The sequence below is a fragment of the Variovorax sp. 01T432 genome (assembly GCF_056398605.1).
In genome coordinates this window covers 74590-87644 of the sequence record NZ_JBFTPS010000007.1, presented here as the reverse complement: position 1 = coordinate 87644, position 13055 = coordinate 74590, and the positions used below count along the sequence as shown (strand labels likewise).

The following is a 13055-nucleotide window of genomic DNA, read 5'->3' as shown; positions in this document are numbered from 1 at the left end:
GATCGGTGTCTCCTCAGCGGTTTTCAAAGGGCGTCTCATCGGCGCCGCGCAGCACGATGTCGAACACGTAGCCGAGCGCGTAGCCCTCTTCCGTGACGTCGAGGCTGAAATCGGAGACGAGGCGCTTGCGCGTCTTCTCGGGTGTGCCGGCCATGATCGGGTCGAAAGGCAGCAGTGGGTCGCCGGGGAAGTACATCTGCGTCACCAACCGGCTTCCGAAGTGCTCGCCGAACAACGAGAGGTGGATGTGCTGCGGGCGCCATGCGTTGGGATGATTGCCCCACGGGTAGGCGCCGGGCTTGATGGTGAGAAAGCGGTAGCGGCCTTCGTTGTCGGTCATGCAGCGGCCCGCGCCCAGGAAGTTGGGGTCCAGCGGCGCGTCGTGCTGGTCGACCTTGTGGACGTAGCGGCCGGCCGCGTTGGCCTGCCAGAGTTCGATCAGCGTGTTGCGCACCGGGCGGCGGCGTTCGTCGAGCACCTGGCCCGTCAGGATCATGCGTTCGCCGAGCGGCTCGCCGTTCCTGCGGGCATTGCGGGTGAGGTCATGGTCCAGCTCGCCGATGATGCTGTGGCCGTACACCGGCTGGCGCAACTCGCCCATTGAAGCCTTGAGCGGAATGAGCGGCTGGTGCGGCCCGCGCTTGATGGTCGACTTGTAGCCGGAATCGAGGTACGACGGATGGCTGGACCAATCGCGTGGCGTCAACGTGGGCAGCGCGGCGGTGCCAGTGCTGGAAGAGGACATGTTTGTCTCCGTGATGGGGGAAGCCGAACTTTATTCATGCGCACTGCTGATGTAAATTGACGAATTGACGTTTTTTCATAATCGGTAGTAATTAAATGGCCTCTAGCGCCGAAGACTTTGTTCGTGGCGTTCAACTGCGCCACCTGCGCTGTCTGGTCGCGGTCGCGCAGGAGCGCCACCTCGCGCGCGCGGCCGAGCGGCTGGCGCTGAGCCAGCCCGCGGTGTCCAAGACGCTGGCCGAACTCGAAACCATGGCCGGCGCCCGGCTGGTGGAGCGCGGCAATGCCGGGCGGCGCGGGATCCAGGGCTTCACGGTCGCCGGGGAGCAGTTGCTGGCGCACGCGCTGCGCGTGCTGGAAGCATTGGACGCCAGCGCGATGGCGATGATGCCGGCGTCCGGCACGCGGCCCCAGCGGCTTCGAATCGGCGCGCTGCCCAGCGTCGGCCCTTCGCTGCTGCCGCCGGCGCTGGTCCTCCTGCGCGAGCGACTGCCCACGCTCCAGGTGCAGGTGCAGACGGGCGCCAACGCGGCACTGCTCGACGCCCTGCGCGCCGGCGACCTCGACCTGGTCGCCGGCCGCATGAGCGATCCGCAACTGATGGCCGGCCTGACTTTCGAGCTGCTCTACACCGAGCCGCTCGCCATCGTGGCGCGGCCCGGCCACCCGCTGGCCGGCGGCGCGCCCTCGGTGCAGGATGTGCTTCGCTTTCCGCTCGTGATCTACGGCGAAGGCACCATCCCACGGCACAACACCGAGAGCTTTCTCTCCGGCCTGGGCCTGCGCCTGCCGATGCATGTGACGCAGACGCTGGACCTGTCGGTGGCCCGCGCGCTGCTGGTCCGCTCCGACGCCGTGTGGTTCACGCCCATCGGCGCCGCGCACGACGACCTCGCGGCCGGCCATCTGGTGCAGCTGGCGATCGATACGGCCGGCACCGACGAACCGGTGGGGCTGCTGCTGCGCACCGATGCCGAGCCCTCCACGGCGCGGCAGGTGCTGATCGCCCTGCTGCGCGAGGCGGGGCGCCCGAGCCGGGCGCGACCCGGCCGGCGCCCGGCGTGAGCGACCCGGCCCTCGGCGTCGCCCCTTCGCCTTGCCCGCTCAGTCGCGCGTGGCGCGTCGCTGGACGCAGGCGATATAGGCATCGCCATCGGGCGGGCGGCCGGCGCGCTGGCTCTCCCACATCATCTGGCCGAGGCATTCCATCGCCTCATGGTGCGCATCCAGCAGCGAGTCGCGGCGCGCTGCGAGCAGCTCGACCGCCTGGCGGATGCCCCTGGGCTGGTCGATGGAGCACTGCTCGCTGATCGACAGATGCATGGAGAGGTGAAGGAAGGGGTTCTCGCGCCCGTCCTTGCCGTCGTAGATGCGCGCCACCGCGGCGTCGGCATCGGCGAGGTCGGCGTGGTATTCGGGGTGCTCGTCGATCCACCGGCTGGCGATGATCTCGAGCGCTTCCATCGGCTCGCCGCGGCGGCTCTTGGCGAAGACGTCGCAGAAGAAACGACGTACTTCCTCTTGAGAGGGATTGAACATTCGCCAAGATTAGCACTGCCGCCGGCGCCGGATCAGGCGCCCCGCCGCTACATTCGGGAGCCATGGACCGCCTGGAAAACATCGAGACATTCGTTCGCGTCGCGCGCACCCAGAGCTTCGCCGAGGCCGCCCGGCAGTTGCGCGTGGCCAAGTCGGTGGTCACCAGCCGCGTGAAGCAGCTCGAAGAGCATGTGGGCGCGCCGCTCTTTCACCGCAGCACGCGGGTGGTGCGGCTGAGCGACGTGGGCCAGGCCTATCTGCGGGATTGCACCGAGCTCGTCGGCCGCGCCAACGACATCCTCGACCAGATGCGCGACGCGCGTGCCGGGCCCACCGGCGTCCTGCGCATCCATGCGCTGACCGGCTTTGTGCTGGGCCACTTCGCTGCCTTGCTGCGCGCCTTCCAGGTCAGCTATCCCGACATTCGCCTCGAACTGATCGTCAGCGATGCGGTGGTGGACCCGGTGAAGGCGGGCGTCGATTGCGCGTTGCAGATCTTTCCGGCCGCCTCCACCGATCTGGTGTCGCGCCCGCTCTTTCCCGTGCGTCGCGTGTTCTGCGCCACGCCCGAATACCTGCGCGCGCACGGCATGCCGGAGAGCCCGCGCGACCTGCACAAGCATGCGCTCGGCCTCTATTCGGGCTACCCCACGCGCGACCGCTGGACCTTCCACCACGCAGGCGAGCAGGTCACGCTCTACATGACCGCCTCGCTCCTGACCAACAGCGTCCACCTGCTGCGCGAGTACGCGCTGGAGCATGCCGGCATCGTCTGCCTGCCGACGCTGGTGGCGGGCGATGCCATTCTGCGCGGCGAGCTCCAGATCGTCCTGCCTGAGCACCAGCTGTCGTCGTTCTCCCTGAGCGCCGTTTATGCGGGAACTTCGCGCAATGCGTTCAAGCTGCGGCTCTTCATCGAACACGTCACGGCGGCCTTTGCGCGCGTCGCGCCGTGGGACGCCGCCATGGTCGAGAGGGGCTTGCTCCCCCCGGAGCTGATCGCGGACTGAGCCCGACTTCGGACGGTCGGCGATTCCGGGTAAACCCTGCGGATTGATCGCGATCTCCGAACAATGCGGCCCGTATTCAGGGCCTACCGAAGGCCACCCCCGCCTCCTAAAGTGCATGCACCGCAGCCCCTGCTGCATTGACGACACCGAGGAGACAAGCCATGACAGCCGCCGCCTACCAGACCCGCTTCGGGTCCCTCGCCCACTACGAGAAGGGCCACGTCGAGCCCATCGACGACGATGTTCGCCACTACGCCTTCTCGAATTGTTTCGAGATCGCGAGCAAGAGCAAGCCCTATGAGAAGGTCGTCTTCGGCCAGAACCAGATCTACGTGCTGGAGACGCTGCGCGCCGAAGGCAGCTCGCCCTGGTACACCAGCGCGCACGACGAGTTCGCCCTGGTGATGGACGGCGAGGTCGAAGTGCACCTGGTCAAGCTCGACGCCGGCCAGACCATCGCCGACGCGGACAAGAACGGCGCCGTGCTCGTCAAGGGCGAGCCCAAGGGCCCCAGGATGGGATGGATGAAGCTCTCGCGCGGCCACCAGGCCCTGCTGCCGAAGAACACTGCCTACCAGTTCCGCACCGCCGGCGCGCCCGGGGTGATCGTGCTGCAGACCTGCAAGGGCGAGCTCTCCGTCGAGAAGTGGGCGGACATCTGCCAGACCCACTGAGTTTCAACGCCACACCGAGGAACACGCCATGAACGCACCCGCAGAACTCGCCAAGGTGATCGCGTCGCAGCCCGACGCCACGCTCGGCTACAAGGACTTCTCGCTCGGCAGCTTCGGCTTCCGCCGCGACGAATACTTCGTCCACATCACCTGGAAGACCCGCGACGGCCGGCCGATGAGCCACACCATGGATGCCGGCAACTACCTGCGCGCGCTGATGCGCGACGTGGCCTGGGGCTTCTTCTACGGCTGGGTGAATTTCGACGACGTGTTCGGCACCGTCAACCACTACCAGTCGGTCGACCTCTACGCCGGCAGCTACAACGGCACCATGAAGGCCGCCGGCATCGACCTGCTCGAGAACTTCCCGACCGCCCAGATCCGCGCGACCTTCGAGGCGATGCTCGACGACTGGACCAACGAGAGCTTCGACCCCTTCTCGGCCCCGCAGGAAACCGGCTCGCCCTACGGACGAAAGAACGGCAACAACACCGCCAAGATCACCCGGGCGCGCGAACTGGCCACGCGCTGCGTCGGCCTGAAGGGCGACCTCAACCTGCGCAGCGACGCCAGCGGGGCGCCGGTCAACCGCGCCTTCGCCGACGTGCCGCAGGGCCAGCCCGAACTGCATCCCGAGCCGGGCTTCGAGAACGAGGTGCATGCCTTCAATCTCTTCGGCTTTCTCTCGCGCTCGCAGGTCACCTGGAACCCGAGCTTCACCTCGGTCGTGAAGCACAGCTTCATGTGCCCGACGACCGAGGAACACATCCTGCCGATCATCCACGGCAACGACCGCGTCGAGTGGTTCTTCCAGATGACCGACGAGATCCATTGGGACTGCGGCGACAAGAACACCGGCAAGCCGATGGCGCGCGTGATCATGAAGGCCGGCGACATGGCCGCCATGCCCGCCTACTGCCGCCACCAGGGCTTCAGCCCCAAGCGCTCGATGCTCCTGGTCTGGGAGAACGGCTCGCCGAGCCTGGTCTACGAGATCCAGAAGGGCGAGAGCCCGGAGATCCCGGTTCAGTTCTGAAGGTCCGGGTGGCGCCGCCGCGTGGCGGCGCCACCCTCCAATCACAGGAGACACAACCATGGCAGACCGCATCCGGTCCGGTGCCGGCGCAGCTTCGCGCCGCCGTTTCATCCAGCAGGCTGGCGCAGGCTCCGCGGCCGTGGCCGCCGCCACCCTCGGCCTCGGCACACAGCAGGCGAAGGCCGCCACGGCCGCCTTCGACGCCACCTACGACGTCGTCGTCTGCGGCAGCGGCTGCGGCGGGCTCGCCTCCGCATTGTTCGCGCGCTGGCAAGGCAACACGGCGGTGATTCTCGAGAAGGCCGGCAGCATCGGCGGCACCACTTCGAAGGCCGCGTTCTGGTACTGGGTGCCGAACAACGAGGCCATGAGGAAGGCCGGCATCGCCGACCCGAAGCCCGACTTCCTCAAGTACGTCGCGCGGCTGACGAATCCGCAGGGCTATGACGCCGCCCACCCGCGCTTCGGCCTCACGCAGTGGGAATACGACATGTGCGAGGCGATCTATGACAGCGCCTCGCCGGCCGCGGAGCTGCTGGCGGCGAAGGGCGCGCTGCCCTACCGCCATGTGCCCGACGTGCCGGACTACTTCGCCGAACTGCCGGAAGACAAGGCGCCGAAGGGCCGCGTGCTGGTGCCGGCCGAGGCGATCCCCAGCATGGCCGACGGCGGCCTGGTGGCGGTGCGGACCATGTCCACCAAGGCGCGCCAGGAGGGCATCCCGATCCGCACCGGCATCCGGGTGAAGAAGATCCTGCAGAACCCCGAAGGTCGCGTGATCGGTGTCGAGGCGGAAGACGAACTCGGCGCCACCGTTCGGCTGCGCGCCAGGAAGGCGGTGATCTTCGCGACCGGGGGCTTCACGCACAACGTGGAACTGCGCAAGAACTTCCTCAGCGGGCCGATCTACGGCGGCTGCGCGGCGCCCAGCAACGAAGGCGACTTCGTGCAGATGGCCGGCCCCCTGGGCGCGCAGCTGCGCAACATGAATTACGCGTGGAGCTGCCCCATCCCGCTGGAGAAGGCTGTCGCCAAGGACCGGTCGATGTCGGGCATGTTCTCGGTGGCCGGCGACTCGATGCTCTTCGTCAACAAGTACGGCCGCCGCAACGTCAACGAGAAGCTGCAGTACAACGAACTGGCCCAGACCTTCTTCGAGTGGGACGGCGCGAGGGCCGAATATCCGAATCTCGTGCGCATCGCGGTGTGGGACCAGCGCGCGCAGGAGCATTCGGCCAGCGCCGAGTACGGCCGGCTGATCGTGCCGCCCGGCGTGGACGACCGGCATGTGATCAAGGGCGCGACGCTGGCGGAGCTGGCCCGCGCCATCGACGAGCGCCTCGCCAGGTACGCTGCCGTGATCGGAGGAGCCCGGCTGTCGGCGGATTTCATGCCGAACCTGCAGGCCTCGATCGCGCGCTTCAACGGCTTCGCGAAGGCCGGCAAGGATCTCGACTTCCATCGCGGCGACCGTGTGGTGGAACAGCTCTTCAATGGCGACGTGAAGGAAGAGCCGGGCCGAAAGAATCCCACGATGTGGCCGCTGTCGGACACGGGGTCGTACTACGCGGCGCTGGTCGTCGCCGGCACGCTCGACACCAAGGGCGGGCCGAAGACCGACACGCACGGCCGCGTGCTCGACGGCCGGGAGCAGCCGATTCCCGGGCTCTACGGCGTCGGCAACTGCGTGGCCTCGGCCTCGGGGCGCGCCTACTGGGCGGGCGGCGCGACGCTGGGTCCGATCATCGCCTTCGCCTACCGCGCGGCAAACGCGGCGCATGCCGAAAGCAGGAGCGAGGCATGAAGGCCCCGTCGATCCTCGCGCTGGCGCTGATGGGCCTGGGCGCGGCCCTTGCGCATGCCCAAACCCCCGGCGAGCGTCTCGCGCAGAACAGCTGCACCCAATGCCACACCTTCGGCAAGGGCGACCCGCACGGCGTCGGGCCGAACCTGTTCGGCCTGCTCGGCCGGCCCGCCGCGAGCGCCCCCGGCTTCACGTTCTCCAGGCAATACGTCGAAGCGATGAAGGGCAAGACCTGGGACCGCGCGCTGCTCGATCGCTGGCTCACCGACACCCAGGCGGTCGCGCCGGGCAACGCGATGGTCTATTTCCAGGACGACCCGAAGAAGCGCGAGGCGCTGATCGCGTACTTGCAGTCACTCAAGTGAAAGAAGGAGACACACCATGGCACTCACCCGTCAAACCATGACCGACGAGCAACGCAAGTCGGTGGCGCTCGAATACCTCAAGGCCTACGACAACGGCGGCGTCACCTCGACCGGCGGCTCGATCCTCGACCTGTTCGCGGAGGACGCGCAGGTCTACTTTCCCAAATGGGGCCTGGCCACCGGCAAGGCGCAGATCGGCCAGATGTTCGGCGATCTCGGCAGCCGGGGACGCTCCATCCAGCACCACTACGCGAGCTTCGTCTGGATCTTCTCCGGCACCGACCTCTTCGTGTGCGAAGGCACCAGCCACGGCGAGCATGTCGACGGACCCTGGCGCGCGGGCGTGCCCGAGTGGGGCGCGGGCCGCTGGTGCGACGTCTTCGAGGTTCGCGACTGGCTGATCCAGCGCTGCTTCATCTACCTCGACCCCGACTACGCCGGCAAGGACACGGCGCGCTACCCGTGGCTGGCCGGCAAGACCAACTCCGCCTGACACGACAACCGAAACGAGATCCCAGGGGGCTTCCCTTATGAACCTGACAGACATCCAGCGGGCCGCCGGCCTGAAGACGCCCATCCGCCACCAGCTCTTCATCGACGGGCGTTTCGTCAACGCCGAGTCCGGCGAGACGCTCGCCACGCTCAACCCGCATGACAACTCGACCATTGCCGACGTCGCGCTCGCCGGCAAGGCCGACGTGGACAAGGCCGTGGCCGCCGCGACGCGCGCCTTCCCGGCCTGGAGCCGCATGCCCGCGGCCGACCGCGGCCAGATCCTGCTCAGGCTCGCCGACCTGATCGAGGCCCACACGGAAGAGCTGGCGCGCCTCGAATCGCTCGACACCGGCCACCCGGTGCGCGACTCGCGCCGGCTCGACGTGCCGCGCACGGCCGCATGCTTCCGCTACTTCGGCGGCATGGCCGACAAGTTCCAGGGCGAAACCATACCGGTGGAGGCCGGCTTCCTGAACTACACCTTGCGCGAGCCCGTCGGGGTGGTCGGCCAGATCGTGCCGTGGAACTTCCCGCTCATGTTCACGAGCTGGAAGATGGCGCCCGCGCTCGCGGCCGGCAACTGCATCGTGATGAAGCCCTCCGAGATCACGCCGCTCAGCTCGCTCAAGATCGTCGAGCTCATGGCCGAGGCGGGCATGCCCGCCGGCGTGGTCAACATGGTGCCGGGCCTGGGCCAGGTCGTGGGCCAGTACATGGCCGAGCATCCCGGCATCGCCAAGATCGCCTTCACCGGCAGCACCGCCACCGGTCGCCGCGTCGTGCAGGCGAGCGCGGGCAATCTCAAGAAGGTGCAACTCGAACTGGGCGGCAAGGGCGCGAACATGGTGTTCGAGGACGCTGTGCTCCCGGCCGCCGTCAACGGCAGCGCCTGGGCCATCTTCCACAACCAGGGCCAGGCCTGCATCGCGGGCTCGCGCCTGATGCTGCACGAGAAGATCGCCGATGCCTTCCTGGAGAAGTTCATACCGCTCGCGCAGTCGATCCGGCTCGGCAACCCGCTCGACGAGGCCACCGAGATGGGCCCGCTCACGAGCGCGCTGCATCGCGAGCGCGTGCTGAGCTACGTCGAGGTGGCGAAGGAGCAGGGCGGCGAGGTGCTGGCGGGGGGCGGATCGCCCGGCGGCGAACTGGCCAACGGCTGCTACGTCCAGCCGACCGTGGTGCGCGCGCGGTCCTACCGCGACCGCATCGCCCAGGAGGAAGTCTTCGGCCCCTTCGTCACCGTGCTCACCTTCAGGAGCGACGAAGAGGCGATGGAGATCGCCAACGGCACCGACTACGGCCTGGGCAGCGGCCTGTGGACCACCGACCTGCAGCGCGCCCACCGCGTGGCGCGCGACCTGCACGCGGGCATGGTCTGGATCAACAGCTACAAGCGCGTGAACCCGGGCTCGCCCTTCGGCGGCGTGGGCCAGAGCGGCTATGGACGCGAGATGGGCTTCGATGCGATGCGCGAGTACACGCAGGTCAAGAGTGTGTGGGTGAACGTCGACGCCCAGATCCCGCCACACTTCGTGCGTTGAAACTCAAGGAAAGCTCTTCGCCATGCGCGACTTCATCCACACCACCCACCCGCAGCGCGTGGTGTTCGGCGCGGGATCGCTGAAACACCTCGCCCGGGAGATCGACGCCCTGGGCGCCCGGCGCGCCATCGTGCTCTCCACGCCCGAGCAGCGCGCGCAGGCGCAGCGTGTGGCCGACATGCTCGGCGCGCAGGCGGCCGGCATCTTCGACCGCGCCGTGATGCACGTGCCCATCGAGACCGCGCGCGAAGCGCGGGAACTGGCCCGCAAGCTCGACGCGGACTGCGCCATCGCCATCGGCGGCGGCTCCACCACGGGCCTGGGCAAGGCGATCGCGCTGGATTCGGGGCTTCCGATCCTCGCCATCCCGACGACCTACGCGGGCAGCGAGATGACGCCGATCTACGGCCTCACCGAAGGCGGCCTGAAGAAGACCGGCAAGGACCCGCGCGTGCTGCCGCGCACGGTGATCTACGACCCCGAGCTCTCGCGCACGCTGCCCGTGGGCCTGAGCGTGACGAGCGGCATCAACGCCATCGCGCACGCCGCCGAGGGCCTCTACGCGCAGGACAGCAATCCCGTGATGGACCTGATGGCCGAGGAGGGCATCGCCGCCCTGGCGCGCGCGTTGCCTGCCATCGTCCGCCAGCCCGACGACATCGACGCGCGCGCTGATGCCCTCTACGGCGCCTGGCTGTGCGGCAGCGTGCTCGGCGGCGTCGGCATGGCGCTGCACCACAAGCTTTGCCACACGCTGGGCGGCAGCTTCAACCTGCCGCATGCCGAGGTGCACACCGTGGTGCTGCCGCATGCGATCGCCTTCAACGCCGAAGCCGCGCCGCAGGCCATGCTGCGCATCGCGCGGGCGCTGGGCGCGGACAACGCCGCACAGGGCCTGTACGAACTCGCCAGGCGCAACGGCGCTCCGGTGGCGCTCAAGGACATCGGCATGCGCGCGGCCGACCTCGATCGCGCCGCCGACCTGGCAGTGAGCAACCCGTACTGGAACCCGAGGCCTTTCGGCCCCGCCGAGCGCGACGCCATCCGGGCGCTGCTGCAGCGGGCCTACGACGGCGATCCGCCGCGTTGACGAAGCGGGCCGCGGCCGCGACGCCTGCCGATTTTTTCAGCAAGAAGACAAAGAGAAGGAGACAAGCATGACATTCAGTCGCAGACAGTTCACCCAGGCCGCGGCCGCCCTGGCCGCAACCGGCGTCGCGCCGCTGGCCTTTGCGGCCGACACCCTCAAGATCGGCTACGTGTCGCCGCAGACGGGGCCGCTGGCGCCATTCGGCGAGGCCGACAAGTGGGTCATCGACCAGATGAAGACCGCCTTCAAGGACGGCATCGGCATCGGCGGCAGGAAGTACGCGGTGCAGATCGTGCTCAAGGACAGCCAGTCCAATCCCAACCGCGCGGGCGAGGTGGCCAATGACCTGATCCTCAAGGACAAAGTCGCGCTGGTGCTCACCGCGGGCACTCCCGAGACCGCCAACCCCGTGAGCGACGCCTGCGAACTCAACGAGGTGCCCTGCATCTCCAGTGTGGTGCCGTGGCAGCCGTGGTTCTTCGGCCGCAAGGGCGATCCGGCCAAGGGCTTCAACTGGACGTACCACATGTTCTGGGGCCTGGAAGACGTCATCGCCAACTACACCAACGGCTGGAAGACGCTCAGCACCAACAAGAAGGTCGGCGGCCTGTTCCCGAACGACGGCGACGGCAATGCGTGGGGCGACAAGGAGCTGGGCTTTCCGAAGCCGCTGGCGCAGATGGGCTTCACGCTCACCGATCCGGGACGCTTCCAGAACGGCACGCAGGACTTCAGCGCGCAGATCGCGGCCTTCAAGCGCGACGGCGTGGAGATCGTCACCGGCGTGGTGATTCCGCCGGATGCCAAGACCTTCCTGACGCAGGCGCGGCAGCAGGGCTTCAGGCCCAAGGTCATCACGCTGGGCAAGGCATTGCTCTTCCCCGGCGCCATCGAGGCGCTCGGCGACCTGGGCGAGGGACTGTCGACGGAAGTGTGGTGGAGCCCCTCGCATCCCTTCACCTCCAGCCTGACGAAGCAGAGCGCCAGGGCGCTCGCCGATGCCTACGAGGTGGGCACGAAGAAGCAATGGACGCAGCCGATCGGCTTCGCGCATGCGCTGTTCGAAGTGGCCGCCGATGCGCTCTCGCGCGCCAGGTCGGAGAAGGCTTCGGACGTGCGGGACGCGGTGGCGGCGACCTCGATCAACTCGGTGGTCGGGCCGGTGAAGTGGGGCGGGCAGGGGCCCTTCAAGAACGTCAGCAAGACGCCGCTCGTGCTCGGGCAGTGGGGCAAGGGCACGAAGTACAAGTACGAACTCGTCATCGTCAACGACGAGGCGGCGAAGAACATTCCGGCCGGCGGTTCGCTCAGGCCGATGCCGGGTTGAAGCGATGAGCCTGCTTGCCTTGCATGCGGTCAGCAAGTCCTACGGCGCGCTCAAGGTCACCGACGGCATCACGCTCGCGGTGACGCAGGGCGAGACGCTGGGCATCCTCGGGCCGAACGGCGCGGGCAAGACCACGCTCTTCAATCTGATCTCGGGCGACGTGCGGGTGGACGCGGGCCGCGTGGAATACGAAGGCCAGGACGTGACCTCGCTCAAGCCGCACCAGCGTTGCCATGCCGGCATCGGGCGCAGCTACCAGGTGCCGCAGCCCTTCGGCAACATGAGCGTGTTCGAGAACCTCGTCACCGCGGCCTGCTTCGGCGCGCGGGAGCGCGAGCAGGAGGCGTGGCAGACGGCCTACGAGGTGCTCGCGCAGACGGGCCTGATGTCGCAGGCGAACAAGCCGGCGGGCGGGCTCACGCTGCTGGACCGCAAGCGGTTGGAACTCGCGCGCGCGCTGGCGACGAGGCCGAAGCTCCTGCTGCTCGACGAGATCGCGGGCGGCCTGACCGAGCCCGAGGCGAAGCAGCTGGTGGAGGAACTGCAGCACATCAAGGCGCGCGGGGTGACCATGATCTGGATCGAGCACGTGGTGCATGCGCTGCTCTCGCTGGCCGACAGGCTTTTCGTCATCAACTTCGGGCAGAGGCTGGCCGAGGGCGAGCCGCGGGCGGTGATGAACGATCCGGAAGTGCGGCGGGTGTACATGGGGATGGAAGCATGACCGCGCTGCTCGCGGCCCAGGGCCTGGAGGCCTTCTATGGCGACGCCCAGGCGCTCTTCGGCATCGACGTCTCGCTCGCACAGGGTGAACTGGTCGCGATCATCGGCTCCAACGGCGCCGGCAAGTCCACCCTGCTCAAGTGCCTGACGGGCCTGGTGAAGGCGCCGCGCGGCGCCGTGCATTTCAAGGGCGAGGCCATCGGCGGGCTGCCGCCGGGCGATATCGTCAAGCGTGGCCTGGCGATGGTGCCGGAAGGCCGGCGCCTCTTCCCCAGCCTGAGCGTCGAGGAGAACCTGCAGATCGGCGGCCTCACCCGACGCAAGGGGCCGTGGAACCTGCAGCGCCTCTACACGCTCTTCCCCATCCTGGCCGACAAGCGCCACGATCCCGGCACCTCGCTTTCGGGCGGCCAGCAGCAGATGGTGGCGCTGGGCCGCGCGCTCATGAGCAACCCGGAGGTGCTGCTGTGCGACGAACTCTCGCTCGGGCTCGCGCCCATCGTGATCCGCGAGATCTACGCGGCCATGCCCGCCATCACCGGCGAGGGCATGACGGTGGTGATCGTCGAACAGGACGTGACGATGGCGCAGCGCGTCTCGCAGCGCATCTACTGCCTGCAGGAGGGCCGGGTGTCCTTGCAGGGGCGCTCGGATTCGCTCACGCGGGAGCAGATCTCGCAGGCCTACTTCGGCCTGTGAGCCAA

Annotated in this window: 14 protein-coding genes; 12 read left to right on the top strand and 2 right to left on the bottom strand. The window is 68.1% G+C overall.

Features of this window, described 5'->3' with window-relative positions:
• Positions 1–13: 13 nt before the first annotated feature.
• The gene (gene pcaH / locus AC1DNF_RS08190; RefSeq protein WP_478148072.1) at positions 14–745 is read right to left on the bottom strand and encodes a protocatechuate 3,4-dioxygenase subunit beta; all 732 of its coding nucleotides are present in this window, start codon (positions 743–745) and stop codon (positions 14–16) included.
• 95 nt (positions 746–840) lie between these two features.
• Here pcaH and AC1DNF_RS08185 point away from each other — a divergent pair, with 95 nt between their 5' ends.
• Entirely contained in the window at positions 841–1809 is a 969-nt protein-coding gene (locus tag AC1DNF_RS08185) for a LysR substrate-binding domain-containing protein (RefSeq protein WP_478148071.1), read from the top strand.
• A 39-nt stretch (positions 1810–1848) separates the two neighbouring features.
• Here the strand turns inward: AC1DNF_RS08185 and AC1DNF_RS08180 are convergent, their stop codons facing one another.
• Complete coding sequence (locus tag AC1DNF_RS08180; protein ID WP_478148070.1) at positions 1849–2283, bottom strand: DUF1841 family protein; 435 nt, start codon at positions 2281–2283, stop codon at positions 1849–1851.
• Between the two features lie 62 nt (positions 2284–2345).
• Here AC1DNF_RS08180 and AC1DNF_RS08175 point away from each other — a divergent pair, with 62 nt between their 5' ends.
• From AC1DNF_RS08175 to AC1DNF_RS08125, 11 genes are all read left to right on the top strand, one after another.
• A complete protein-coding gene (locus tag AC1DNF_RS08175; RefSeq protein ID WP_478148069.1) occupies positions 2346–3293 on the top strand; it encodes a LysR family transcriptional regulator in 948 nt (315 codons plus the stop codon).
• Between the two features lie 161 nt (positions 3294–3454).
• Positions 3455–3967, top strand: a complete 513-nt coding sequence (locus tag AC1DNF_RS08170) for a cupin domain-containing protein (RefSeq protein WP_478148068.1) — start codon at positions 3455–3457, stop codon at positions 3965–3967.
• 28 nt (positions 3968–3995) lie between these two features.
• Positions 3996–5003: a hydroxyquinol 1,2-dioxygenase gene (locus AC1DNF_RS08165; protein WP_478148067.1), complete on the top strand. Its 1008-nt coding sequence runs from the start codon at positions 3996–3998 to the stop codon at positions 5001–5003.
• A 58-nt stretch (positions 5004–5061) separates the two neighbouring features.
• Positions 5062–6807 carry an FAD-dependent oxidoreductase gene (locus AC1DNF_RS08160; RefSeq protein WP_478148066.1) on the top strand — a complete coding sequence of 582 codons (1746 nt, stop codon included), beginning with the start codon at positions 5062–5064 and terminating at the stop codon, positions 6805–6807.
• Positions 6804–7172, top strand: coding sequence for a c-type cytochrome (locus AC1DNF_RS08155; protein WP_478148065.1), 369 nt, complete (start codon positions 6804–6806; stop codon positions 7170–7172). The genes AC1DNF_RS08160 and AC1DNF_RS08155 overlap by 4 nt, the downstream gene beginning before the upstream one ends.
• Positions 7173–7188: 16 nt before the next feature.
• Positions 7189–7665 carry a nuclear transport factor 2 family protein gene (locus AC1DNF_RS08150; RefSeq protein WP_478148064.1) on the top strand — a complete coding sequence of 159 codons (477 nt, stop codon included), beginning with the start codon at positions 7189–7191 and terminating at the stop codon, positions 7663–7665.
• Positions 7666–7747: 82 nt separating this feature from the next.
• Positions 7748–9211, top strand: a complete 1464-nt coding sequence (locus AC1DNF_RS08145) for an aldehyde dehydrogenase family protein (protein ID WP_478148155.1) — start codon at positions 7748–7750, stop codon at positions 9209–9211.
• Positions 9212–9233: 22 nt separating this feature from the next.
• Positions 9234–10301 carry a maleylacetate reductase gene (locus AC1DNF_RS08140; protein WP_478148063.1) on the top strand — a complete coding sequence of 356 codons (1068 nt, stop codon included), beginning with the start codon at positions 9234–9236 and terminating at the stop codon, positions 10299–10301.
• Between the two features lie 67 nt (positions 10302–10368).
• A complete protein-coding gene (locus tag AC1DNF_RS08135) occupies positions 10369–11628 on the top strand; it encodes an ABC transporter substrate-binding protein (RefSeq protein ID WP_478148062.1) in 1260 nt (419 codons plus the stop codon).
• A gap of 4 nt (positions 11629–11632) precedes the next feature.
• On the top strand, positions 11633–12352 hold the full coding sequence (locus tag AC1DNF_RS08130) for an ABC transporter ATP-binding protein (protein WP_478148061.1): 720 nt from the start codon (positions 11633–11635) through the stop codon (positions 12350–12352).
• Positions 12349–13050 (top strand): ABC transporter ATP-binding protein, encoded by a 702-nt coding sequence (locus AC1DNF_RS08125; RefSeq protein WP_478148060.1) that lies wholly within the window; start codon positions 12349–12351, stop codon positions 13048–13050. The genes AC1DNF_RS08130 and AC1DNF_RS08125 overlap by 4 nt, the downstream gene beginning before the upstream one ends.
• The last annotated feature ends 5 nt before the right edge of the window (positions 13051–13055 follow it).